We start from the raw sequence: 21,285 nt of genomic DNA, 5'->3' as shown, positions 1-21,285 counted from the left end.
CCTGATCTACTTCACCGAAGACGGCAGCGCACTGGTGGCCTGCGCCCGCCCGCAACGGTGGGTCGAGCGATCACCGCTTCAGGAGTTCGATCAACACCCGCCCCTGGGGCCGTCGACGGCTGGTCCGGCGGTCGCCCGGGGGTGCTGCTGTATGCCGCCGTCTGGCCTCGTTGATGTCAGCCGTAGATGTCAGACGGCTCTGGCATCCTGCGCCAGTGAGAATGACATGGGCCGCCTTCTGGACGCTGACAGCCACCCTGAACGGCAAAGCCACGCAAGCGAGTTGCCAGCGCCTGGCCGAGGAGCTGAGTCGCTGTTCCGTCCCTGACATCATCCGCTTCGCGGAACGACATGCCGAGGCTCTCTACCGTCTGGACCAAGAGAGGTTCGGGATGCTTCCTGTCACCGACATGGCAGGCCGGAACGGCAGGCCCTTCCCGCAGTCTGCCGACGGGTTCCTGTACGCCCGTTGCGCTGTCGTCGCCGCAGGACAAGTCGTATGGGAAAGCGTCTTCTTCGACGTCGACAAGTTCGCCCCGTACACCTCCACCGAGTTTGACGGGGAGTGGCTGCTGTATGTGCCGGATCAGGCATACGAACTCGCTACCGGGAAGGAGTGGGACCGCTCAACCCGGTACTGCTTCGAGAGCTACTCCAACAGGGATGGATGGCCGAACCTGGGGAGCTGAGGTGGACTGCCGCTTGATGGAGATCTCGTAGGTCGGTCCTCCTGGTGCCGGGGCCGTCGCCAGTGCTGCCTGCTAGTTTGCCTAGGAGTTGTCTTCAAATGTCTGGGCTCGATCCGCTTTGACGGACATCCGAGATCAGGGGCTCTGACCCGGGAGGATGTCCATCATGGAGAGCATGGGGAAGAAGAAGCCTCGGCCTCGCCGTTCGTTCACGCCGGCGCCGGGGTGGCTCTCCGGGCCGCCCGCGGCGGCGAGGGACTCGGACTCCGGCGGCTCAGGGGGCGGGGGAGCCGAGTGAGCGCCGGGTGACCCTCGTCAGATGGGCGGTGAAGACCTCGCGCGCATCCGGGGTCAGGGTGCGCAGCGCGACCAGGGCGGTGATGACCACGTCGCACAGCTCCGCCTGGACGTCCTCCCAGCGGTGCGTCGTGCCCTTGCGGGGGTTCTGGCCGGTCGCGCCGATCACGGCCTGCGCGACCTCGCCGACCTCCTCCGACAGCTTCAGCACGCGCAGCAGCAGGCCCTCCGCGCCCTCGTGCGTGCGGTGCGCGTCGAGCCACGCGTGCAGCCGGGCGATCGACTCCCAGAGGTCCGCGGACCCGTCGAGCTCAGTCATACCGGCAGCCTGCCATGCGGCGGCCTGCCACGGCCTGTCATGAGGCGGCCTGTCACGCGGCAGCCTGTCGTGCGGTGGCCTACTCCTCGAACAGGGCCTCCTGCTCCCCCTCTTCCCTCCGGCGCACCCGCCTGTTCCGCGCCCCCACCACCACGGCTGTGACCGCCGCCGTCACCGCGAACGCCGCCGGGACCATCCAGCCGCGGTTCACGGCGTGGCCGAGCGCCGAGTCCAGGGAGAGGCGGCCGGGGCCGGTGACCGCCAGGCCCGCCGCCGTGAGGCCGAGCGACGCCGCGTGCTCGTAGCCGCCGCTCTGGGCGAAGAACCCGTTCGGCATGTGCACCGCCGCCGCCCCCGCCATCGCGCCGGCCGCCGCGGCGCCCGCCACCGGTGTCGCCAGGCCCAGCGCCAGCAGTGTGCCGCCGCCTGTCTCCGCGAGCCCCGCCGCACGCGCGCTCGCCCTGCCCGGCCGGTAGCCCACGGACTCCATGAACTGCCCGGTTCCCTCGATCCCGCCCCCGCCGAACCAGCCGAAGAGCTTCTGCGCCCCGTGTGCGGCCAGCACTCCGCCGGTGCCCAGCCTGAGCAGCAGCAGTCCCACGTCACGTCGCTCGGTACAGGTCACGGTCACTCCCGGGGCAGCCGGTCGGCAGGCAGGGTCTTCTCCCCGTTCCCACCGTCCCACCGTCCGCACCCGCCCGGCCCGTCGGCGGCGCCGTTCGGGTGGCGAGCGCCCCGGGCGGCCATACGGGCAGCCGTTCCGCGGTCCGGCGCGCACCCCGCGGTCCCACGCGGGTCACACCCCCTCCCGGACCGCGGAACGGCTGCCACCCCCCTGGTACGGTCGGCGGAACCTCCGTGCCCCAACTGTGAAGCTCCAGTGGAGGAGTGTCGAGCATAAGCCCGTTACGTGTCGGAATGGTGCGGAGTTGGACATTCCGTTTGTGTAGGTTGAACGGTTGACGGTTCGTCCGCCCCTTGGTACACCGCCCTGTCACCCCGCAGGAACTGAGAACATGGGCGGCACGCCGTACGAAGAGGGAGGGGCAGATGCCCGAGCGTGGCCGTACCACGCACGACCAGGAAGGGCCGCAGGGTCACATACCCGCCCCCGCGTCCGCCGCGCGCCCCGCGCGGAGCGGTCCCGGCCTCCGCCGCACCGGTCTCCTGGTGACGTTCATCCTGGGCGGGCTCACCGCCACACCCCCGCTGGCGATGGACATGTACCTCCCGTCCCTGCCGCAGGTCACCACGTCCCTGCACACGTCCGCCGCGACCGTGCAGCTCACCCTCACCGCCTGTCTCGCGGGCATGGCGCTGGGACAGCTCCTGGTGGGCCCGATGAGCGACCGGTGGGGCCGCAGGCGCCCGCTGCTCGCCGGCCTCGCCGTCTACGTGGTCGCCACCGCGCTGTGCGCGCTCGCGCCCACGGCCGCCGCCCTCGTCGCGTTCCGGCTGGTGCAGGGACTCGCGGGCGCGGCCGGCATCGTGATCGCGCGTGCCGTCGTCCGGGATCTGTACGACGGTGTGACGATGGCCCGGTTCTTCTCCACGCTCATGCTGATCTCCGGGCTCGCGCCGATCGTCGCCCCGCTGATCGGCGGTCAGATCCTGCGCATCACGGACTGGCGCGGCGTCTTCGTCGTCCTGACGGCCGTGGGGGCCGCGCTCACGGCGCTGGTCTGGGCGAAACTGCCCGAGACCCGCGCTCCGGACGGAAGGCACGGCGGGGGAGGGGACACGGCCCTGCGCTCCCTGCGGATCCTGCTGGCCGACCGCGTCTTCACCGGCTACACGCTCGTCGGCGGCTTCACCTTCGCGGCGCTGTTCGCGTACGTGTCCGCGTCCCCCTTCGTCGTCCAGGAGATCTACGGCGCATCCCCGCAGACCTTCAGCCTGCTGTTCGGCCTGAACTCCGTGGGGCTGGTGATCGCCGGGCAGATCAACGGCAAGGTGCTGGTCGGCCGCGTCAGCCTCGACAGGGTGCTGGCCATCGGCCTCCTGGCCGTCACGCTCGCCGCGACCGCGCTGCTGCTGATGTCCACGGGCGTCCTCGGCGACGTGGGCCTCGCACCGGTCGCCGCCGCCCTCTTCGTGCTCATGTCGGCGATGGGGATCACGCTGCCGAACACCCAGACGATGGCGCTGATGCGCACCCGGCGCCACGCCGGCTCCGCGTCGGCGCTGCTGGGCACGTCCTCCTTCCTCATCGCCGCCGTCACCTCACCGCTCGTCGGGATCGCCGGCGAGAGGACCGCCGTCCCGATGGCCGTCGTCCAACTGGCGGCGGCGCTGGTGGCCGTCACCTGCTTCGTGGCACTGTGCCGTCCCTGGACAGCACGTGCGGGCGCGAAGGGCGGGGGCACCCCCGGCCCGGGCCCCGCCCAGAGCGTGGGGGAGGAGAGCTGAGCGCACCGAGACTGCGCGTCGACACCCCGGAGAAGGCCGGGCTCGATCCGGAGGAACTGCGTCTTCTCGTGCGCGGCGTCCGCGACGCCGTCGGCGGGGAGCGTCCCTGGGCGGCGGGCGCCGTGGTGATCGCCGGCCGCGGCCCGGTGATCGCCGTCGAGGAGGCGGCCGGCTGGGCGGTCCGGTACACCGCGTACGACGCGGAGACGGACCGGGGCGTCGGACTGCCGCCCGCGGCGCGGGTGCCGATGACCCTGGACACGCCCTTCGACCTCGCGTCGCTCACCAAGCTGTTCACCGCGGTCGCCGCGGTGCAGCAGCTGGAGCGCGGCACGCTGGGCATCGACGCGCGCGTGGGGGCGTACCTGCCGGACTTCCAGGCGGCGGCCGAGCACGGCATCACCGTGCGCCAGCTGCTGACCCACACCTCCGGGCTGCAACCCGAACTGCCGCTGTACGACTGCCCGTCCGACGCGGCACGGATCGCCGCGCTGCGGGCTCAGGTGCCGGTGGGCGAGCCCGGCGCGTACTGCTACTCGGACCTGAACCCGCTGATCCTGCAGCACCTTCTGGAACGTCTCACCGGGCGCACCCTCGACGTGCTCGTCCGGGACGGGATCACCCGGCCGCTCGGGATGACGGCGACGGGCTTCGGACCGTGCCCGGGCGCGGCGGCGACGGAGGACCAGCGGCGGCCGTGGGCGAAGGCGGACCGGGGGATGCTGCGGGGCGTGGTCCACGACGAGAACGCGTGGGCGCTGGGCGGGGTGGCCGGGCACGCGGGCCTCTTCTCGACCGCGCGCGACCTGGCGGTCTTCTGCCGCACCCTGCTGGCCGGCGGCTCGTACGGCCCCGCGCGCATCCTGGGCCCCGACTTCGTGGAACTGATGCTCACCCCGCCCGGGCTGGGCTTCGCGGTCGACCAGCCCTGGTTCATGGGGGAGCTGTCGGGCCGGGGCGCGGCCGGCCACACCGGCTTCACGGGCACGTCGCTGGTCCTGGACCCGGCGACGGACACCTTCCTCGTCCTGCTGGCGAACACGGTCCACCCGCGCCGCCGGGCACCGGACAGCCGGCCGCGGGCGGCGGCGGCGGACCGGCTGGCGCGAGCGGTGCGCGGGACCTGAGAGAATTTCCCGGTGAACGCTCCCGTCTCCCCGGCCGACAGCCTCCGCGCCGCCCTCTCCGGGCTGCTCGACGGGCTTGCACCCAAGCAGGCCGGCCAGGCCGTGGACCGGCTGATCGCCAGCTACCGGGGACGGACCCCCACCGGCGCGCCCGTGCTGCGGGACCGCGCGGACGTGGCCGCCTACGCCGCGTACCGGATGCCCGCGACCTTCGAGGCGGTGTGTGCGGCGCTGGACGCGTTCGCCGCCGCCGTCCCCGGCTGGGCGCCGGCCGGCCATGTGGACATCGGCGGCGGGACCGGGGCGGCGACCTGGGCCGTGAGCGCGACCTGGGAGGGGCGGCGGCCGGTCACCGTGCTCGACTGGGCCGAGCCCGCCCTCGCCCTGGGCCGGGAGATCGCCGCCGCGAACCCGGCGCTGAAGGACGCCGAGTGGCGGCGCTCCCGTATCGGATCGGCGCTCACCGTCGAGAGCACCGATCTCGTCACGATCTCCTACGTCCTCGGCGAGCTCACCGAGGCGGACCGCGCCTCGGTGGTCGAGACCGCGGCCGCGGCCGCCCGGGCCGTCGTGGTCGTCGAGCCCGGCACGCCGGAGGGCTACGCCCGCGTCATCGAGGCCCGTGACCACCTCATCGGCGCCGGCTTCCGCGTTGCCGCGCCCTGCCCGCACAGCGCGGCCTGCCCCATCGTCCCCGGCGAGGACTGGTGCCACTTCTCGGCCCGGGTCAGCCGCTCCTCGCTGCACCGGCAGGTCAAGGGCGGCTCGCTGGCGTACGAGGACGAGAAGTTCAGCTATGTCGCCGCGGCCCGCTTCCCGGTGGCGCCGGCCCCCTCACGGGTCGTCCGCAGGCCGCAGATCCGCAAGGGCCAGGTCCTCCTCGACCTGTGCGGCCCGGACCGCTCCCTGCACCGCGAGACGGTGACCAAGCGCCACGGTCCCCACTACCGTGCGGCCCGCGACACGGACTGGGGCGAGCCTTGGCCGCCGGCCCCGGCGCACTGAGGGGTCCGGCGAAGTCCGGTGCGCTCCGGCGGCGTCCGAAGGGGCGCGGGGCTGCGTCGGCATGCGGCCGGCCGCGCGGGCGCGACCGGCCACCCCCAAGCTCTCGACCACGTTCGAGGGGGACCCCCATCGCATCCACGGGTGACGCACGGGACTGCCCGCGGAGTGCTCAGGCACGCGGCCCGGCGGGCGGGGGTGTCCTCACGCGGCTCCGGGTGGTGCGGCCGGCCCGGTCCCCCTGCGGACCGGGCGCGGTCCCCGCTCCCGGCGGACCGGCCGCCCAGCCCGCGTACCCACCGCCCGCGGACGAGACGTCCCGTCTTGTCCCCCTGGTAGATTCGCCGCATGGCCGAGAAACCCGTCCCCGACGCCTCCCGCCGCAGTGAGGCATCGCGCCGCGCCATCCACGACGCCGCGCTCGCGCTCGTCGCGGAGGTCGGGTATCCGAGGACCACGGTCGAGGGGATCGCCGCGCGGGCCGGAGTGGGCAAGCAGACCATCTACCGGTGGTGGTCGTCCAAGGCCGACGTGCTGCTGGAGGCGTTCCTGGACCTCGGGGAGCGGGCCGCACGGGAGGCCGGGCAGCGGCCGGACGCCCTCCCCGACACCGGAGACCTGGCCGCCGACCTCAAGCTCGTGCTGCGCGCCACCGTCGACGAACTCCACGACCCCCGCTTCGAGGCCCCAGCCCGTGCCCTCGCCGCCGAGGGCCTGGTCAACCCCCGGCTCGGCGCCGAGTTCGTCGCGGGGCTGCTCGAACCGCAGCTCGGGTTGTACGCCCGGCGGTTGCGCTCCGCCCAGGAGGCGGGTGCCGTGCGCCCCGACGTCGACCCGCGCATCGCCCTGGAGTTGTTTCTCTCCCCGCTCGCCCAGCGCTGGCTGCAGCGCACCGGCCCGATCACTTACGCGTACACGGACACCCTCGTCGACTACGCGCTCCACGGCCTGGCCCCCCGCTGACCGCCCTGACCGGTGGGACACTCCACGGGAAATCCTGTCATGTCACCCGATCCCGGTCCGCGGTTGGCATCGCCCCACCTACCCCGGATGGGGACTGCGGTCACCCGTGCCGCAGGATGGTGGGACCATGAGGCATGCTGTCCGCACAACTGCTGTGAGGCGAGGGGATAGATGAGCGCAGGGTTCGGCCGTCGCACGAGCGTGCAGGGCAGGATCTCCCAGTGGCTGCGCGGACGCCGTCCCGCCCGTCTCGTGGAGGACGCCGGCGACGGTGGCCGTGAGGCGATGCTGCTGGCCGCGGCCGCCGCGGGGCTGCCCCTCGCACCAGCCGCGCACCCGGTGGGCTACCGCTGCTCGTGCGACCGCGTCGGCTGTCCCACCCCCGCCCGGCACCCCGTCTCCTTCGCGTGGCAGACGCAGTCCACCACGGACCGGGCGCAGATCGAGCGCTGGGCCCGGCACCAGCCCGAGGCGAACTTCATCACCGCCACCGGGATGGTGCACGACGTGCTCGACGTTCCGCACAGGGCCGGCGACGAGGCCCTGGAGCGGCTGCTCGCCTCCGGTGTCGAGGTGGGGCCGGTCGCCGTGACCGGCGACGGACGCATGCTGTTCTTCACACTGACCCGAGGCACCCCCGAGGACGAGGACGAGTGGTGGCCGTGCGAACTGGACTGCCACCCCGAGACGATGGACGAGCACCCGGGGCTGCGCTGGCACTGCCGGGGCTCGTATGTGCTCCTGCCGCCCGCGCAGTTGCCCGGTGAGCTGACGGTCGCCTGGGTACGGGGCCCGGAGCACGAGCTGCCGGACCCGCTGAGCCTGCTGGAGGTGCTGACGGACGTCTGCACGCGCTACGCGGGGGACGACACGGAGGACGAGCTCGCGGCCTGGCCCCACCGGGGCTGAGGCCCGGCGGCGCCCCTCCCCTCACGTCCCCTACTCCCCCTTCGCGCCCGTCAGCCCCTCCACCCGGCTGAGGACCTTCACCTGACCCTTCGGCGGGTCCAGCACCGCCTGGTTGGAGACGAACTCCAGCGTCAGGGACTGCTTGACCTCGCCGGTCATCAGCGCCTTGATGTTCGGGTCGGTGACATTGATGTTCACGCCCTGCGCCGCCGTCTGCTTCTCGTAGCGGTGGGTGACGAAGAACACCAGCGCGCCGCCGTCCGTCGTGCGCAGTCCCAACGGCGCGTAGTCGCCGTCGGTCAGCGGCTCGTCGATGTACTGCCGGGCCAGGCCCGGCTTGCTCGCGTTCCTCAGCCGCGCGGCCCGCCACTGCGAGGTGTGCGTGCCCGGCGCGAAGGTGTCCCCGCCGTCCTTCAGATAGGCGGTGTACGCGGAGCCGAGACGGCGCGGCTGCACCGCGAGCGCCGCGTCGTCCGCGGGCACCGGCTCGGCCCAGCCGTCCTGGTCCTTCTTGAACTGCGGTACGTCACCGGACGCGACGATCGTCAGATACGACACCGCCCACACCTCGCCCGGATCGGACCGGGTGAAGACGAGCAGCCAACGGGCATCGGGGCGGCCCTTGTTGGCGCTGGCGTCGACGACGAACCAGCGCGGCCAGCCCGCCTTCTCGGGGATCGTGAACGTCGCGTCGGCCAGCTTCAGCGGGGAGTGGTCCGGGTTGCCGTCGGGGTGGTTGCGGTGGCCCGCCGCGAGCTTGCCGGCGTCGATGTCGGCGAGCGCGCCGGTGACCCGGTCCGCGTCCTGGGAACGGTCGTAGCCCTTGTCCGCCTTGTTGTACGCGCGGAGGAAGTCCTTGAGGGCGCGGGCGGCCTCGGCGTGTGTCGCCGTCGGCACGACCTTCCGCTCGCCGTGCACCACGACACAGCCGCTCGCCGTCAAGGACACCACGGTCGCCGCGGCCGCGGCCCGGGCGAACCGGCCCGGACTACGAAGCGTTCGAGGGCTGTGATCCCCGCGATCCCTGCTCATCAGTGACCTTCACCTCCCCCTTCCCGGAGGCGAACCCTACCGGGGCGAGGAAGATCGTGAGCGTCGGGACCAGGTACAGAGCCCACACCGTGACCTGGAGGACCGTCGGATCGGGCTGGAAGTTGAAGACGCCCTTCAGCAGGGTGCCGTACCAGCTGTCCGGCGGGACGGTGCCGCTGATGTCGAAGGCCAGGTTCGTCAGACCCGGGATCCAGTCGGCCTCCTGCAGGTCGTGGAAGCCGTAGGCGAGCACGCCCGCGGCGACGACGACCAGCATGCCGCCGGTCCAGGTGAAGAACTTGGCGAGGTTGATCCGCAGGGCGCCGCGGTAGAACAGCCAGCCCAGCAGGACCGCGGTGGCCAGGCCCAGGGCGACACCGATCAGCGGGCGCGGGGTGCCGTCGCTCGCGGCGTGCACCGACGCCCACACGAACAGCGCGGTCTCCAGGCCCTCCCGGCCCACGGCCAGGAACGCGGTGGCCACCAGCGCGCCCGTGCCCATCCGCAGGGCCGCGTCCAGCTTGCCGTGCAGTTCCGACTTCAGATGCCGGGCGGTGCGCCGCATCCAGAAGACCATCCACGTCACCAGGCCGACCGCGAGGACCGACAGGGAGCCGCCGAGCGCCTCCTGCGCCTCGAACGTCAGCTCCTGGGAGCCGAATTCGAGGAGGCAGCCGAAGGCCAGCGCGATGGTCACCGCGATGCCGATGCCGGTCCAGATGGGCCTCAGCGCGTCCCGCCGGCCCGTCTTGACCAGATAGGCGATCAGGATGCCGACGACGAGGCTGGCTTCCAGGCCCTCGCGCAGACCGATCAGATAGTTGGAGAACAACTGACTACGCCTCCTCGGTCAGTAGCGTCCGGCCCCACCAGTCGTCCTTGTCGCGGACGCCGGGCGGTACGGCGAAGACGGCCGAACCCACGTGCTGGATGTACTCGTTGAGCGCGTCCGATGCCGACAGCCTGCGCTGCAGCGGGATGAAGCCCTTGCGCGGGTCGCGCTGGTAGGCGAGGAAGAACAGGCCCGCGTCGAGGCGGCCGAGCCCGTCCGTGCCATCGGTGAAGGAGTAGCCCCGCCGCAGGATCGTGATGCCGTTGTTGGCGTCGGGGTGCGCGAGGCGGACGTGCGCGTCGGGTTTCAACGCCTTCAGGAACGGCTCGTCGTGCTCCTTCGCCCTGCCGACGGGGGCGCCCTCGCCCTTGCTGCGGCCGAAGACGTCCTCCTGTTCCTGCAGCGAGGTGCGGTCCCAGGTCTCGATGTTCATGCGGATGCGCCGGGCGACGAGGTACGAGCCGCCCGCCATCCACGCCGGTCCGTCTCCGTCCGCGACCCATACGAACTTCTTCAGCCGGTCCGTCTGCGTGCCGGCGATGTTGCGGGTGCCGTCCTTGAACCCGAAGAGGTTGCGCGGGGTCTGGGCGTCCGGGGTCGTCGACGAGGTCTTGCCGAAGCCGAGCTGGGACCAGCGGACGGCGACCCTGCCGAATCCGATGCGGGCCAGGTTGCGGATCGCGTGCACGGCGACCTGGGGGTCGTCCGCGCAGGCCTGGACGCACAGGTCGCCGCCGGTGCGGGACTTGTCGAGATTGTCGCCGGGGAACGCGGGCAGGTCCACCAGGGCCTCGGGCCGCTTGTCCGCGAGCCCGAACTTCTGGAAGAAGGACGGCCCGAAGCCGATCGTCAGTGTGAGCCGTGACGGCTTGAGGCCCAGCGCCTCGCCGGTGTCGTCCGGCGGCGCCTCGGCGAGCCCGCCGAACGCGCCCTCGCCGACCGCCCTGCCCGCGGTCATCCGCCGCGCGGCCTCGGTCCAGTCCTTGAGCATCCGGACGAACTCGGCGCGGTCGCCGGTCTTCACGTCGAACGCGGCGAAGTGCAGCCGGTCCTGCACCGGCGTCGCGATGCCCGCCTGGTGGGCGCCGTGGAAGCCGACCGCGCCGCCCGTCGCGGCACCGGCCGGTTCCGCGTCGTCGCCGACGCGGGTCGCGGCCACCGCGCCGCCGGCCACGGCGGCGCCGAGCGCGAGGCCCGCCCCGCCCCAGCCGATCAGCGCGCGCCGGGAGGGTGCCGGGGAGGCGGTGCCCGACGTCGTCGTGTCCGTCATGATCCGGGTCTCCCTCACTTCGCGACGGCGGCGGCGAGCTTCGACAGCGGCTCCGCGAGCGCGTTGACCGCGTCCGACAGTTCCTTGCGGTCGCCGGCGCCGACCTTGTCGTAGGAGACGAAGTCGTACTGCGCCGCGTCCGTCCCCTTCGTGCGGTGCGTGTCGAGCAGCGTGTTCAGCGCCGCGAACTGCCGGTCGAGCTCCTTGGCCAGGGCCGCGTCGTTCTTCTGCGCGACGGGCCTGAGGAGTTCGTACGCCTTCTGCGCGCCCTCGACGTTGGCCTTGAAGTCGACCAGGTCGGTGTGCGAGTAGCGCTCCTCCTCGCCGGTGACCTTGCCGGTGGCGACCTCGTCGAGCAGTTCCTTGGCGCCGTTGGCCATGGACGTCGGGGTGATCTCGGCCTTGCCGACCCGCTCCTGCCAGTCCTTCAGGTCCGTCACGAGCCGGCCGGCGAGGGCCTTCTCCTCGGTGCCGAGCTTGCCGTCCGCCCACAGGGCCTTCTCCAGGCGGTGCCAGCCGGTCCACTTCTGGCCCTGCTCCAGGCCGTCGGCGCGGACGTCGACCTTAGGGTCGATGTCGCCGAAGGACTCGGCGACGGGCTCCGTGCGCTCCCAGCCGATGCGGGAGGTCGCGTACGCCTTCTTCGCGGCCGCCAGGTCACCGTCCTCGACCGCCTTCGCGAACGCCTCGACGCGGGGCAGCGTGTCGTCGGCCTGCTGCTGTACGTACCGGCGGTAGGCGGCGACGGCTCGGTCCAGGCGGGGGTCGCGGGCGGCGGTGCTGCCGCCGGTGGCCGTGACGTCCTGGCGGATGCCCTTGCCCTTCATGCCGGGCTTGCAGGCGATCCGGTAGCTGCCCGCCTTCACCTCGGCGGTGACCTTCTGCTTGGTGCCGGGACCGATGTTCTCGCGCTCGGCGACGACCCGGTCGTCCGGGAAGAGGATGTAGACCTCGGTGACCTTGGAGCCCCTGTTCTCGATGTCGAGCTCGATGTGCCCGGCCGGGAACCGCTTCTTCGACACCTTGCAGGCGTCGTCCGTCGCGGTGACGGTGATCACGCGGTCGCCGCCTTCGGCGCTGCTCTTCTCCGTGCACCCCGTGACGGCGGTCAGGGCGGCCGCGGTGGCGGCGGCGGTGACGACGGAGAGTCGGACGGCTCGCATGCATGCTCCAGGGAACGGACGGCGGCACATCGCGCGGAGGGAGCCACGCGGTGTGGTGAGGCTTGCCTAAGTTACCTGAGCCTTACCTCACCTGCCCATCCCCCGGACACGTGATCTGGATCCCACACCCTTCAGTCGCCCTGCCCGCGGGGGCGGCCCACCGGCCCCGCCGGCCGTCCGCGGGATGCTTGAATGCCCGCGTGACTGACTACGACGTGCTGCGCGTCTTCTGCGGACCGGGCGGTGGATACGGCAACGAACTCGGCGTCGTCCGCGACGGCTCGACGCTCCCCGGACGTGACGAGCGGCAGGCGTTCGCCGCGAAGCTCGGCTTCAGCGAGACCGTCTTCGTCGACGACCCCGAGCGCGGCGTCATCGACATCTACACGCCGACGCTGCGGCTGCCGTTCGCCGGGCACCCCTGCGTGGGCACGGCCTGGCTGCTCGACGTGCCCGAACTCGTCACACCGGCCGGGGTGGTGGGCACCCGCCTGGACGGCGAGTTCAGCTGGATCGAGGCCCGCCCGGAGTGGGCCCCGCCGCGCACCCTGCGCCAGTACCCGACGGCCGCCGAGGTGGACGCCCTGCCGGTGCCGCCCCCAGGCGACTGGATCTACGCCTGGGCGTGGGAGGACGAGCCCGCCGGCCGCGTCCGCGCCCGGGCCTTCCCCGGCCGTATGGATGAGCGCGGCGTCAGCCGCTCCAGTGGATCCGGTGCTTGCACCGGGGGCGTCGACGAGGACGAGGCGAGCGGCGCGGCGGCCCTGCTGCTCACGGCCCGGCTGGGCCGCGCGCTCAACATCGTCCAGGGGGCGGGCTCGCAGATCCTGACGGCACCGCAGCCGGAGGGCTGGGTGGAGGTGGGGGGACGGGTGTTCCTGGAGCGCTGACCGTCGCCGAGCGGTGTGCGGCTCCGCCGCATGGGCGCGGCCGGCCTCCCCCCAAGCTCTCGACCCGTTCGAGCAGGGGACCCCCATCGTGCCCCGCGGATGACGTACCGGACTTCCGGCGGAGCGCTCAGGCGCTCAGCCGGAACTCCTCGCCCAGGGCCCGGAAGACCTCGGTGTTCAGCGCGAACGCCCGCTTGCACTCGGCGATGACCCGCTGCTTCTCCAGGTCGTCCGCCCGGATCCCGTCCAGGAGCGCCCGGTAACCCCTCTTGAACGCGGCCGGGCTGGGGATCCCGTCGAACACGTAGAACCGGACCCCGTCGCCCTTCCGGGCGAAGCCCCATGTCTTCTCGGCCCTGTCGCGGATGATCTGGCCGCCGGAGAGGTCGCCCAGATAGCGGGTGTAGTGGTGGGCGACGTATCCGGCGGGCCATCGCTCGGCACACTCCCGCACCCGTGTCGCGTACGCCCGTGTCGCGGGCAGCGCCGTGAGGCCCGCCCGCCAGCCCGGGCCGCGCAGATGCGCGAGGTCCCGCTCCAGCGACGGCAGCCGCAGCAGCTCCGGCCGCAGGAAGGGCCCGGCCACCGGGTTCCCGGCCAGCCGTTCTCCGCCGGTCTCCAGCGCCTCGTACACGAACCACAGCTGCTCGGTGTACCGCGCGTACGCGTCGACCCCCAGCCTGCCGCCGAGCAGGTCGCTCATGAACGCCGAGGTCTCCGCCTCCGTGTGCTGCTCGTGCGACGCGTCACGGATGAGCGAGGAGAACGCCGCGCGGTCCGGGTCCGGCGTCTGCATCGGGCCTCCACGGTTTTGCCGACACCTCGTCGGTAAAACCCTACTCCGGATCACGCGGCGCAGCCCACAGCACACCGCCCACCCGGTGGACGCGGCGCACTGCCGCGCCCCGCCCGCGCGGCCGGGGCTAGGGGGTGTTTCGAAAGTCCGGCACAGCACCCACGGCGCCCGGCACGCGCCCCCGGGCTCTTCGAGCAGGGGGCGCCCCCACTCGCCGCACCGGCCGAAACCTCAAGTACGTCCGGTACGAGGGCTTTCGTCCGGCACGCCGAGAGCACGCACCGGACACCGCGGACACCGCACAGGACTTTCGAAACACCCCCTAGGGGAGGGTCAGGACGTCCGCGCCCGTGGCCGTGACGACCAGGGTGTGCTCGAACTGGGCCGTGCGCCTGCGGTCCTTCGTCACCACGGTCCAGCCGTCGTCCCACATGTCGTACTCGTGCGTCCCCAGCGTGAGCATCGGCTCGATGGTGAAGGTCATCCCCGGTTGCAGCACGGTGGTCGCGTGCGGGCTGTCGTAGTGCGGGATGATCAGCCCGGAGTGGAACGACGAGTTGATCCCGTGCCCGGTGAAGTCCCGCACGACGCCGTAGCCGAACCGCTTCGCGTACGACTCGATGACCCGCCCGATGACGTTGATCTGGCGGCCTGGCCTGACGGCCTTGATCGCCCGGTCGAGAGCCTCACGGGTGCGCTCGACGAGCAGCCGCGACTCCTCGTCCACGTCCCCGACCAGGTATGTGGCGTTGGTGTCGCCGTGCACGCCGCCGATGTACGCCGTCACGTCCAGGTTGACGATGTCGCCGTCGCGCAGCACCGTGGAGTCCGGGATGCCGTGGCAGATCACCTCGTTGACCGACGTGCACAGCGACTTGGGGAAACCGCGGTAGCCCAGCGTCGACGGATAGGCGCCGTGGTCGCACATGTACGTGTGGGCGACCCGGTCCAGTTCGTCCGTGGTGACACCCGGCGCGATGATCCTCGCGGCCTCGGCCATCGCACGCGCCGCGATCCGCCCGGCGACCCGCATCGCCTCGACGGTCTCGGGCGACTGCGCCTCGGGGCCGGTGTACGGGGCCGGCGCCGGTTTGCCGACGTACTCGGGGCGGCGGATGTTTCCGGGTACCGAACGGGTGGGAGACAGCTCTCCTGGTACGAGCAGTGACTGGCCAGACATGTCAGCGAGTCTATCCAGCGGACGTGCGGGACCATGGCCCTGGCGAAAGGAGCTCCTGCGATGGCGCTGTTCAGGAAGCGGACGGTCGGGAAGCCGGGGGAGTGGTTCTACTGCCTGGTCCACCAGAAGGTCGAGGAGGGCCCCGAGTGCCCCGCCAAGGACCGCTTCGGGCCGTACGCGTCCCGCCGGGAGGCGGAGCACGCGATGGAGACGGCACGCGAGCGGAACCTGGAGTGGGAGACGGACCCGCGGTGGCACGACGCGCCCGCGGCGGAGCGGGACGACGACTGAGACCGGCCGCCCACCCGCTCCGGCGGGTGGGCCGGACCCGGCGGTCTCCCGCGACGGCCCACGACTACCACCGCACCGGTGGCGGCGCCGTCAGCTGATCGGCCAGCCGCGACAACCGGTCCCGGAAGCGCCGGCGTCCCCGCGGCGCGGGCAGCGCGTTCTCCCCCGCCGCCGCGCTCACCAGGTGCTGCACGGTGTCCAGATCGAGATCCGTGTCCTGCGGCACCGCCAGCGCCTCGTGCGCCATCGCCGTCAGGTCGTCGTCCCCGGCGTCCAGCGCCAGCACCACGGCCCCGGCCCGCCGCGCGTCGTGGACCCGCTCCAGGAGCCCTGCCCCCGGCGCGCCCGGCGACACCACCAGCAGCGTCTCCCCGCGCCGCGCCGCCGACAGCCGCCCGAGCCCCACCGCCAGATGCGCCGGATCCGAGGCCCGCGCCCCGTGCCGCACCAGCGTCGGCGACAACTCGGGCGTCCCCGACCACGCGGCCTCGTCGACCAGGTGCGCCGCCAGATGCCACGGCTCGTGCTCCGCCGTGCCCACGAGCAGCAGCCCGCCCCCGTACGACACCACGGACCCCCGCAGCGTCCCCGCGAACCGCCGCGTGGCCCCCAGCCACTCCGTCCCGGCGAGCACTTCCCTCAGCAATGCGACCCGTACGGCGTCCATGGGTGGGCATCCTGCCGCAATCGGCGGCGCAGGACGCGGAGTTCGCCCGAATTCGCCCCACACGGGCGAAGCGCCGACCCCTGCGCCGCAGGAACCGCACCACGCATCACCCGGCCCATCGCCCGTAGAGTCTGGCCATGACCTCTTCCGACAGTGCACCCAAGGCCCCCGCCAAGGACCCCTGGGACCTCCCCGACGTCTCCGGGCTCGTCGTCGGCGTGCTCGGCGGCACAGGGCCGCAGGGCAAGGGCCTGGCCTACCGGCTCGCCAGGGCCGGCCAGAAGGTGATCATCGGCTCCCGTGCCGCGGAACGCGCCCGGGCCGCCGCCGAGGAGACCGGCTACGGTGTCGAGGGCGCCGACAACGCCGAGACCGCCCGGCGCAGCGACATCGTGATCGTCGCCGTGCCGTGGGAGGGCCACGGCGCAACGCTCCAGTCCCTGCGGGAGGAACTGGCCGGCAAACTCGTCGTCGACTGCGTCAACCCGCTCGGCTTCGACAAGAAGGGCGCCTACGCGCTCAAGCCCGAGGAGGGCAGCGCCGCCGAGCAGGCCGCCGCGCTGCTGCCGGACTCGCGGGTCACCGCCGCCTTCCACCATCTGTCCGCCGTGCTGCTCCAGGACCCGGAGGTCGACCGGATCGACACCGACGTCATGGTCCTCGGGGAGGAGCGCGCCGACGTGGAGATCGTGCAGGCGCTGGCCGGCCGCGTCCCCGGCATGCGCGGCATCTTCGCGGGGCGGCTGCGCAACGCCCACCAGGTCGAGTCCCTCGTGGCGAACCTGATCTCCGTCAACCGGCGGTACAAGGCACACGCGGGTCTGCGGGTCACCGACGTATAGCGGGCGCGGGGCATGGGGGACACTGGAGGCCGTACGACCACGCCGTCCGTCCGTCAGGAGCCGACCGCCATGCCCCGCCTCGCCCTCTACGCCCTCGCCGTGTGCGTCCTCGCCGTCGCCGCGGCCGTCGTCTCCTTCGCCCGGGGCAGCTGGCTGGGGGTCGTCTGGGTGCTGCTCGCGGGCCTGGCGTCCAACATGACGTGGTACTACGCCCGCCGCGACCGGGACCGGCGCACGTCCGCCACCGGCTGAGCGGCCGGGGGGCTAGCCCGCCGGCGAGCAGAACTCGTTCGTGCCCTTCCAGAAGCGGTAGAGCTCCTGCCCGCAGTAGCGGTGCACGTCGTCGATGCCCAGGGTGTTCAGGAGCGAGTCCACGGTGTCGAAGAAGACCCTGTTCACCGACGGCAGCCACAGGAGCACGAACACGGCGAGCAGACCGAACGGCGCGAACGGCTCCACCTGGCGGCGCACCCCGTGCGGCAGCCACGGCTCGATCACTCCGTACCCGTCCAGGCCCGGCACCGGCAGGAAGTTCAGCAGCGCGGCCGTGACCTGGAGCAGGGCCAGGAACGCCAGCCCGTACCGGAATTCCTGGGGCACCCCGTCCAGCGCGTGCAGCCAGAACGGCGCCGTGCACACCCCCGCGAACAGCACGTTCGTCAGCGGGCCCGCGGCCGAGATCAGGCTGTGCCGCCAGCGCCCCCGGATGCGGTCGCGCTCGATGAAGACCGCGCCGCCCGGCAGACCGATACCGCCCATGATCACGAAGACCACGGGGAGCACGATGCTCAGCAGGGCGTGCGTGTAGGCGAGGGGATTCAGGGTCAGATAGCCCTTCGCGCCCACCGAGATGTCCCCGCTGTGCAGGGCGGTGCGCGCGTGCGCGTACTCGTGCAGGCACAGCGACACGATCCACGCGGCCGTCACGAACAGGAACACGGCCACGCCGGGCTGCGCGGCGAACCCGCTCCAGGTGGCCCAGCCGGTGACCGCCGTGACGGCCAGCAGCCCGGCGAAAACGGGGCTGATCCTCCGGTCGCTGCGCCGGGTGGCGGCGGTGGTCATGGGGCTCCCTGGATTCGGCTGATGGTGCGGACCGCCCGACCGTACCGGGCGTACCCGAAAACGTCTCGCGCGGGGGACCGGGTTCCGGCGAGGCTGTCAGGGGCACGGCGCCGCACCGCCCGAACCCCGTGACCGGTTCCGACGCCGCCGGAGACAATGAACCCCGTGCGCTATCGCATTCTCGGCACCACCCAGGCCCTCCACGCCGACGGCACGCCCGTCCCGGTCGGCGGGGCCCGGCTGCGTGCCCTGCTGACCGTGCTCGCCCTGCGGACCGACCGGGCCGTCACCGCGGCCCTCCTCGTCGACGAGGTGTGGTCCGGCGACCCGCCCGCCGACGCCACCGGGGCCCTTCAGGCGCTGGTCGGGCGGCTGCGCCGGGCGCTCGGGCCGGACGCGGTGGAGTCGGTCCACGGCGGCTACCGGCTGGCCGCGGCGCCGGAGGACGTCGACCTGCACCGCTTCGAGCGGCTGACCGGCGAGGGGCTGCGCGCTCTGGCCGACGGCGACCCCGCGAAGGCGGCCGTCCTCCTCGACGACGCCCTCGCCCTGTGGCACGGGCCCGCCCTCGCCGACCTCCCGGAGCGGGCCGCCGAGGCGGCCCGCTGGGAGGCCCGCCGCCTCGACGCGCGCCGCGCCCGCCTCACCGCGGCCCTCGCCCTCGGCCACGGCCAGCAGCACCTGCCCGAGCTGACCGCGCTGTGCGGCCTCCACCCCCTCGACGAGCCCCTCCAGGTCCTGCGCCTGCGGGCCCTGCGCGACGTGGGCCGCCCCGCGGAGGCGCTGGCCGCCTACGAGGCCGTACGGCAACTGCTCGCCGACCGTCTCGGCTCCGATCCCGGGCCCGAACTGCGGTCCCTGCACGAGGAACTGCTGCACGCCCCCGAAGCCGCGCCGCCCCACTCCCGCCCGCATGCCTCCGCTTCCGGTCCCTTGGGTCCGGGCGCCCCCGCCCCGGCCCCGCACGCCGCCGGTGCCTCGGGCGGTTCCTCCGGCAGCGGGACCTGTCCCGCACCGCCCCCGGGCAACCTCCACGCCCGCCTCACCTCTTTCGTCGGGCGGGAGGCCGACATCGACACCCTCCGCGCCGACCTGTCCGGCGCCCGGCTCGTCACCCTGCTCGGGCCCGGCGGCGCCGGCAAGACCCGGCTGTCGCAGGAGGCCGCCGAGGCCGTGGCGCACACCGCCCGGGACGGGGTCTGGATGGCCGAACTGGCGCCGGTCGACGACCCGGAGGCCGTGCCCGAGGCCGTGCTCACCGCCGTCGGGGCGCGCGAGACGGTGATGCGCGGCGCCGGCGCCGAGGAGATGCGCGCCGTGGCCGACCGGCACGACGCCCCCCTCACCCGGCTCGCCGAGCACTGCGCGCGGCGCCGCATGCTGCTCATCCTCGACAACTGCGAGCACATCGTCGATGCCGCCGCCCGGCTCGTCGAGCACCTCCTCGAACGCTGCCCCGGCCTGACGGTCCTCGCCACCAGCCGCGAGCCCCTCGGCGTGCCGGGCGAGCTGCTGCGCCCGGTCGAGCCGCTGCCGCAGCCGTACGCGCTGAGGCTGCGCCGCGCCCGCGGCGCCGCCGCCCGGCCCGGCTTCCGCGTGGAGGACGACCCCGAGGCGGCGGCCGAGATATGCCGCCGGCTCGACGGACTGCCGCTCGCCATCGAGCTGGCGGCCGCCCGGCTCCGGATGCTGTCGCCGCGGCAGATCGCGGACCGGCTCGACGACCGCTTCCGGCTGCTCACCTCCGGCAGCCGCACCGTGCTGCCCCGGCAGCAGACTCTGCGGGCCGTCGTCGACTGGTCCTGGGACCTTCTCGGCGCGGACGAACGCACCGTGCTGCGGAGGCTGTCGGTGTTCTCCGGCGGCTGCGACCTCACCGCCGCCGAGGCCGTGTGCGGCCCCGCCGCACTGGAGGCGCTCGGCTCGCTCGTCGACAAGTCCCTGGTGGTGGCGGCCCCTTCGGCGGACGGGGAGATGCGCTACCGGCTGCTGGAGACCGTCGCCGAGTACGCGGGCGAACGTCTCGACGCCTCGGGCGAGAGGCCCGGCGCCGAGCGCGCCCACCTCACGTACTACCGCGAACTCGCCCGCACCACCGACCCGTTGCTGCGCTCCTCGGGGCAGCGCGCCGCGATCGGACGGCTTCAGGTGGAGTACGAGAACCTGCGCACCGCCCTGCGTCGCGCCGTCGCCGCCGACGACGAGCAGGAGGCGCTGTGCCTGCTGCTCTCGCTTGCCTGGTACTGGCAGATGCGCGATCTGCGCACAGAGGCCCGCATCTGGGCCGAAGCCGTGATGGCCCTCGGCCCCGACCCCTTCGCACCACCCGGGCGGCCCGCGCCGGACCTGCCGGAGAAGTGCACCGACGCCCCGCCGCCGATGCGCCCGGAGGTGCTCGACGAGGCCCGCCGCGGCGCCCATCTGATCCATCTCGCCTGTATGGACATGGATCTGCAGGCGTGGGAGACGCCGCAGGCCAAGCAGAAACTGCGCATCATCAGCGAGACCTACCGTCCCGGCCAGCCGCAGACCTGCCGCGTGCCCGGCTTCCTGTGGTTCTTCGCCGTTCTGTTCACCGGCGACCTGGACCGCATGCGCGCGGTCCTCGACGAGTCCGTGCGAACCTGCCGCGAGCTCGGCTGCGCCTGGGAGCTGGCCCAGACCCTGCAGATGCGGGCCAACATCCTCGCCAACCGCAGCCACTGGGCGGGCGACGCCACCCGGGACGCGGACGAGGCGCTGGAGACCTTCCGCCGCATCGGGGACGCGTGGGGCGTGGCCGAGGCCCTGTCCGCGCGCGGCGAGGCGCACGAACGCCGCGGCGACTACCTGCTCGCGGCCGCCGACTACGAGGCCGCGCGGGAGTACGCCGAACGGCTCGGCGCCCGCTCCCAGATGGCCGTGCTCGGCGCCCGCCTCGGCGGCGTCCTGCTCGACGCGGGGCAGAGCGAGCGGGGCGAGGAGCTGCTGCGCCAGGTGCTCGAAGGTGAGCACGGCTCGGGGCACGACGCCCTCCCCGCAGCCCGGATGTTCCTGGCGATGTGGCTCTGCCGCACCGGCCGCGTGCCCGAGGCGCGCGAGCAACTGCGGCTGCTGCGCGTTGAGTTCGAGGCCATCACCTTCGTGGTCTTCGAGGCCTTCGTGCACGGTCTGGAGGCGTGGCTGGACGCGTCCGAGGAGCGCTACGACGAGGCCCTGCCCAAGGTGCGTGAGGCGCTCGCGCGCGCCGGGGACCAGATGACCCAGGTGATCGCGCCGCACCTGCCCTTCCTGAATCTGGTCACCGCCGCGATCGTGCTCGCCGGTCTGGACGGCGGGCGCCGTGCCCGGGACGCCGCCCTGTGCCTGGCCGCCGCCGACGGGCTGCTGCCGCCCGGCCACGTCCTGGCTCCGGCGGAACGCGAGGCGCGCGAGAGGGCGGAGGCAGGCACCAGGGCCGTGCTGGGCGACGAGGTGTTCCGGGCCGCGTACGCGGAGGGCGGCGGGCTCTCCCTGGAGGAGGCCGCCGCCCTCGTGTGACGCGGACCGGCGCTGTCGGTGCC

The 21,285-nt window shown here is 73.2% G+C and carries 21 protein-coding genes; 11 read left to right on the top strand and 10 right to left on the bottom strand.

The window, feature by feature from the left end:
• Window positions 1-221 precede the first annotated feature (221 nt).
• Window positions 222-689, top strand: a complete 468-nt coding sequence (locus ACFSL4_RS24470; RefSeq protein WP_381086863.1) for a DUF4240 domain-containing protein — start codon at window positions 222-224, stop codon at window positions 687-689.
• Between the two features lie 274 nt (window positions 690-963).
• Here ACFSL4_RS24470 and ACFSL4_RS24465 read toward each other — a convergent pair whose 3' ends face one another.
• Both ACFSL4_RS24465 and ACFSL4_RS24460 read right to left on the bottom strand, forming a co-directional pair.
• Window positions 964-1,305 (bottom strand): MazG-like family protein, encoded by a 342-nt coding sequence (locus ACFSL4_RS24465; protein WP_381086848.1) that lies wholly within the window; start codon window positions 1,303-1,305, stop codon window positions 964-966.
• Window positions 1,306-1,384: 79 nt separating this feature from the next.
• Window positions 1,385-1,930: a DoxX family protein gene (locus ACFSL4_RS24460; protein ID WP_381086845.1), complete on the bottom strand. Its 546-nt coding sequence runs from the start codon at window positions 1,928-1,930 to the stop codon at window positions 1,385-1,387.
• 425 nt (window positions 1,931-2,355) lie between these two features.
• Between ACFSL4_RS24460 and ACFSL4_RS24455 the strand changes: the two genes are divergently transcribed.
• The 5 genes from ACFSL4_RS24455 to ACFSL4_RS24435 all read left to right on the top strand — a co-directional run bounded on the left by ACFSL4_RS24455 (window position 2,356) and on the right by ACFSL4_RS24435 (window position 7,715).
• Window positions 2,356-3,714, top strand: coding sequence for a multidrug effflux MFS transporter (locus ACFSL4_RS24455; protein WP_381086842.1), 1,359 nt, complete (start codon window positions 2,356-2,358; stop codon window positions 3,712-3,714).
• The gene (locus ACFSL4_RS24450; RefSeq protein WP_381086860.1) at window positions 3,711-4,841 is read left to right on the top strand and encodes a serine hydrolase domain-containing protein; all 1,131 of its coding nucleotides are present in this window, start codon (window positions 3,711-3,713) and stop codon (window positions 4,839-4,841) included. The genes ACFSL4_RS24455 and ACFSL4_RS24450 overlap by 4 nt, the downstream gene beginning before the upstream one ends.
• 12 nt (window positions 4,842-4,853) lie before the next feature.
• Window positions 4,854-5,846 carry a small ribosomal subunit Rsm22 family protein gene (locus ACFSL4_RS24445; protein WP_381086839.1) on the top strand — a complete coding sequence of 331 codons (993 nt, stop codon included), beginning with the start codon at window positions 4,854-4,856 and terminating at the stop codon, window positions 5,844-5,846.
• A gap of 345 nt (window positions 5,847-6,191) precedes the next feature.
• A complete protein-coding gene (locus tag ACFSL4_RS24440; RefSeq protein ID WP_381086836.1) occupies window positions 6,192-6,806 on the top strand; it encodes a TetR/AcrR family transcriptional regulator in 615 nt (204 codons plus the stop codon).
• 171 nt (window positions 6,807-6,977) lie between these two features.
• A complete protein-coding gene (locus tag ACFSL4_RS24435; protein ID WP_381086833.1) occupies window positions 6,978-7,715 on the top strand; it encodes a bifunctional DNA primase/polymerase in 738 nt (245 codons plus the stop codon).
• Window positions 7,716-7,745: 30 nt separating this feature from the next.
• On the opposite strand, the gene ACFSL4_RS24430 is transcribed toward ACFSL4_RS24435, so the two are convergent.
• The 4 genes from ACFSL4_RS24430 to efeO are packed head-to-tail and all read right to left on the bottom strand — an operon-like array spanning window position 7,746 to window position 12,012.
• Entirely contained in the window at window positions 7,746-8,747 is a 1,002-nt protein-coding gene (locus ACFSL4_RS24430) for an SCO2278 family lipoprotein (protein WP_381086830.1), read from the bottom strand.
• Window positions 8,704-9,579 carry an iron uptake transporter permease EfeU gene (efeU, locus tag ACFSL4_RS24425; RefSeq protein WP_381086827.1) on the bottom strand — a complete coding sequence of 292 codons (876 nt, stop codon included), beginning with the start codon at window positions 9,577-9,579 and terminating at the stop codon, window positions 8,704-8,706. The genes ACFSL4_RS24430 and efeU overlap by 44 nt, the downstream gene beginning before the upstream one ends.
• A gap of 4 nt (window positions 9,580-9,583) precedes the next feature.
• The gene (efeB, locus tag ACFSL4_RS24420) at window positions 9,584-10,849 is read right to left on the bottom strand and encodes an iron uptake transporter deferrochelatase/peroxidase subunit (protein ID WP_381086824.1); all 1,266 of its coding nucleotides are present in this window, start codon (window positions 10,847-10,849) and stop codon (window positions 9,584-9,586) included.
• A gap of 14 nt (window positions 10,850-10,863) precedes the next feature.
• Window positions 10,864-12,012, bottom strand: coding sequence for an iron uptake system protein EfeO (gene efeO, locus ACFSL4_RS24415; RefSeq protein WP_381086821.1), 1,149 nt, complete (start codon window positions 12,010-12,012; stop codon window positions 10,864-10,866).
• A 200-nt stretch (window positions 12,013-12,212) separates the two neighbouring features.
• Between efeO and ACFSL4_RS24410 the strand changes: the two genes are divergently transcribed.
• The gene (locus ACFSL4_RS24410) at window positions 12,213-12,902 is read left to right on the top strand and encodes a PhzF family phenazine biosynthesis protein (RefSeq protein WP_381086818.1); all 690 of its coding nucleotides are present in this window, start codon (window positions 12,213-12,215) and stop codon (window positions 12,900-12,902) included.
• A 127-nt stretch (window positions 12,903-13,029) separates the two neighbouring features.
• Here ACFSL4_RS24410 and ACFSL4_RS24405 read toward each other — a convergent pair whose 3' ends face one another.
• Together ACFSL4_RS24405 and map are read right to left on the bottom strand one after the other, a co-directional pair.
• Window positions 13,030-13,698: a biliverdin-producing heme oxygenase gene (locus tag ACFSL4_RS24405; protein ID WP_381086815.1), complete on the bottom strand. Its 669-nt coding sequence runs from the start codon at window positions 13,696-13,698 to the stop codon at window positions 13,030-13,032.
• A 322-nt stretch (window positions 13,699-14,020) separates the two neighbouring features.
• On the bottom strand, window positions 14,021-14,878 hold the full coding sequence (gene map / locus ACFSL4_RS24400; RefSeq protein ID WP_381086813.1) for a type I methionyl aminopeptidase: 858 nt from the start codon (window positions 14,876-14,878) through the stop codon (window positions 14,021-14,023).
• A 60-nt stretch (window positions 14,879-14,938) separates the two neighbouring features.
• Between map and ACFSL4_RS24395 the strand changes: the two genes are divergently transcribed.
• Entirely contained in the window at window positions 14,939-15,169 is a 231-nt protein-coding gene (locus ACFSL4_RS24395; protein ID WP_381086811.1) for a hypothetical protein, read from the top strand.
• Between the two features lie 64 nt (window positions 15,170-15,233).
• Here the strand turns inward: ACFSL4_RS24395 and ACFSL4_RS24390 are convergent, their stop codons facing one another.
• Window positions 15,234-15,836 carry a hypothetical protein gene (locus tag ACFSL4_RS24390; RefSeq protein ID WP_381086808.1) on the bottom strand — a complete coding sequence of 201 codons (603 nt, stop codon included), beginning with the start codon at window positions 15,834-15,836 and terminating at the stop codon, window positions 15,234-15,236.
• A gap of 137 nt (window positions 15,837-15,973) precedes the next feature.
• On the opposite strand from ACFSL4_RS24390, the gene npdG reads away from it, so the two are divergent.
• A complete protein-coding gene (npdG, locus tag ACFSL4_RS24385; RefSeq protein WP_381086805.1) occupies window positions 15,974-16,678 on the top strand; it encodes an NADPH-dependent F420 reductase in 705 nt (234 codons plus the stop codon).
• Window positions 16,679-16,690: 12 nt separating this feature from the next.
• The gene (locus ACFSL4_RS24380; RefSeq protein ID WP_381086802.1) at window positions 16,691-16,930 is read left to right on the top strand and encodes a hypothetical protein; all 240 of its coding nucleotides are present in this window, start codon (window positions 16,691-16,693) and stop codon (window positions 16,928-16,930) included.
• A 12-nt stretch (window positions 16,931-16,942) separates the two neighbouring features.
• On the opposite strand, the gene ACFSL4_RS24375 is transcribed toward ACFSL4_RS24380, so the two are convergent.
• Window positions 16,943-17,743: a site-2 protease family protein gene (locus ACFSL4_RS24375; RefSeq protein WP_381086799.1), complete on the bottom strand. Its 801-nt coding sequence runs from the start codon at window positions 17,741-17,743 to the stop codon at window positions 16,943-16,945.
• 156 nt (window positions 17,744-17,899) lie between these two features.
• On the opposite strand from ACFSL4_RS24375, the gene ACFSL4_RS24370 reads away from it, so the two are divergent.
• Window positions 17,900-21,262 carry an AfsR/SARP family transcriptional regulator gene (locus ACFSL4_RS24370; RefSeq protein WP_381086796.1) on the top strand — a complete coding sequence of 1,121 codons (3,363 nt, stop codon included), beginning with the start codon at window positions 17,900-17,902 and terminating at the stop codon, window positions 21,260-21,262.
• The last annotated feature ends 23 nt before the right edge of the window (window positions 21,263-21,285 follow it).

Source organism: Streptomyces caeni (assembly GCF_042678285.1).
GTDB classification, from domain to species: domain Bacteria; phylum Actinomycetota; class Actinomycetes; order Streptomycetales; family Streptomycetaceae; genus Streptomyces; species Streptomyces caeni.
Note: the sequence above shows the minus strand (reverse complement) of the source record. Positions and strands in the feature narration are given on the sequence as shown.

What these genes read in the sequence shown, in the direction of transcription:
- ACFSL4_RS24470 (WP_381086863.1), top strand. Translation starts at nt 222, where the DNA reads ATGACATGGGCCGCCTTCTGGACGCTGACAGCCACCCTGAACGGCAAA.
- ACFSL4_RS24465 (WP_381086848.1), bottom strand. Translation starts at nt 1,305, where the DNA reads ATGACTGAGCTCGACGGGTCCGCGGACCTCTGGGAGTCGATCGCCCGG.
- ACFSL4_RS24455 (WP_381086842.1), top strand. Translation starts at nt 2,356, where the DNA reads ATGCCCGAGCGTGGCCGTACCACGCACGACCAGGAAGGGCCGCAGGGT.
- ACFSL4_RS24440 (WP_381086836.1), top strand. Translation starts at nt 6,192, where the DNA reads ATGGCCGAGAAACCCGTCCCCGACGCCTCCCGCCGCAGTGAGGCATCG.
- ACFSL4_RS24435 (WP_381086833.1), top strand. Translation starts at nt 6,978, where the DNA reads ATGAGCGCAGGGTTCGGCCGTCGCACGAGCGTGCAGGGCAGGATCTCC.
- ACFSL4_RS24430 (WP_381086830.1), bottom strand. Translation starts at nt 8,747, where the DNA reads ATGAGCAGGGATCGCGGGGATCACAGCCCTCGAACGCTTCGTAGTCCG.
- efeB (WP_381086824.1), bottom strand. Translation starts at nt 10,849, where the DNA reads ATGACGGACACGACGACGTCGGGCACCGCCTCCCCGGCACCCTCCCGG.
- efeO (WP_381086821.1), bottom strand. Translation starts at nt 12,012, where the DNA reads ATGCGAGCCGTCCGACTCTCCGTCGTCACCGCCGCCGCCACCGCGGCC.
- ACFSL4_RS24405 (WP_381086815.1), bottom strand. Translation starts at nt 13,698, where the DNA reads ATGCAGACGCCGGACCCGGACCGCGCGGCGTTCTCCTCGCTCATCCGT.
- map (WP_381086813.1), bottom strand. Translation starts at nt 14,878, where the DNA reads ATGTCTGGCCAGTCACTGCTCGTACCAGGAGAGCTGTCTCCCACCCGT.
- ACFSL4_RS24395 (WP_381086811.1), top strand. Translation starts at nt 14,939, where the DNA reads ATGGCGCTGTTCAGGAAGCGGACGGTCGGGAAGCCGGGGGAGTGGTTC.
- ACFSL4_RS24390 (WP_381086808.1), bottom strand. Translation starts at nt 15,836, where the DNA reads ATGGACGCCGTACGGGTCGCATTGCTGAGGGAAGTGCTCGCCGGGACG.
- npdG (WP_381086805.1), top strand. Translation starts at nt 15,974, where the DNA reads ATGACCTCTTCCGACAGTGCACCCAAGGCCCCCGCCAAGGACCCCTGG.
- ACFSL4_RS24380 (WP_381086802.1), top strand. Translation starts at nt 16,691, where the DNA reads ATGGGGGACACTGGAGGCCGTACGACCACGCCGTCCGTCCGTCAGGAG.
- ACFSL4_RS24375 (WP_381086799.1), bottom strand. Translation starts at nt 17,743, where the DNA reads ATGACCACCGCCGCCACCCGGCGCAGCGACCGGAGGATCAGCCCCGTT.
- ACFSL4_RS24370 (WP_381086796.1), top strand. Translation starts at nt 17,900, where the DNA reads ATGAACCCCGTGCGCTATCGCATTCTCGGCACCACCCAGGCCCTCCAC.